The organism is bacterium endosymbiont of Bathymodiolus sp. 5 South (assembly GCF_900128535.1).
In the GTDB taxonomy this organism is placed as follows: Bacteria; Pseudomonadota; Gammaproteobacteria; order PS1; family Pseudothioglobaceae; genus Thiodubiliella.
Window position 1 is genome coordinate 1 of record NZ_FQTR01000421.1, and the last position, 846, is coordinate 846.

2 protein-coding genes are annotated in these 846 nt (G+C 32.3%); both read left to right on the plus strand.

What is annotated here, in order from left to right; translation table 11 throughout:
- The coding region (locus BBROOKSOX_RS11940; protein ID WP_139662117.1) for a tetratricopeptide repeat protein at nt 1-590 on the plus strand (590 nt) is incomplete at its 5' end.
- Nucleotides 562-846: protein BatD (locus BBROOKSOX_RS11945; RefSeq protein WP_139662119.1), on the plus strand; the 285-nt coding region annotated here is incomplete at its 3' end. The genes BBROOKSOX_RS11940 and BBROOKSOX_RS11945, both read left to right, overlap by 29 nt.

An 846-nucleotide genomic window follows, 5' to 3' on the forward strand; every position in this document is an offset into this window, starting at 1 on the left:
TTTATAAGCAAGGTTTATACGAGCAAGCATTGGAACAATATCAAAGCGTTAAAGACAAAGAATTGGACTTTAATCGTTTGTATAATATGGGTAATACTTACGCTAAATTGCAAAAAATTGATGAGGCAATTGACAGTTACAAAGAAGCATTAAAAGTAAAACAAGATGAAGATGCTTTGTTTAATTTGGCAATGCTAAAACGACAAAAAGCCAAACAAAAAAAGAACGAACAAACCAAGAAGGGTAAAGATAAAAAACAGCAAAAAGACAAAGAACAAAAAAAGCAGGACAGTAAGAAAAATGGCAAGAAACGCAAAGATCAAGACAAGAAAAATGCTAAACAAGGAAAAAACAAAGATAAGAAAAATGCTAAGCAAGGTAAAAACAAAGACAAGAAAAATGCTAAACAAGGCAAAAACAAAGATAAAAAAGACGGTAAAAAAGAACAGCAGCAACAAAAGAAAAAATTGGATGCTATTAAACAACGGCGATGGGAAAAATCTCTTAATAAAAATCTCAGAACTTTACTTATTCCACTCAATCAACAAAACAATAAAAACAATGACGATAATAAAAAAAATCTTTGGTAGTTTATTTTTACTACTCAGTGTGCCAATCTTTGCACTCAGCTCAGCCAGTGTTAATCAAACCTGGTTTTATCCAGGAGAAACCATTGTCCTAACTTTAAATGCAGATAGTGACAAGGTTGTATTTCCTGCGATTAGTAAAATTGCAGGGTATTCTGTGTTAAGCACAAACAATGCCAAAAGTATTAGCATTATGAACACTAAACGCATGGTACAAAGCAGCAAGTCCTATACCTTCAAACCTTTAAAAAGCCTGCAA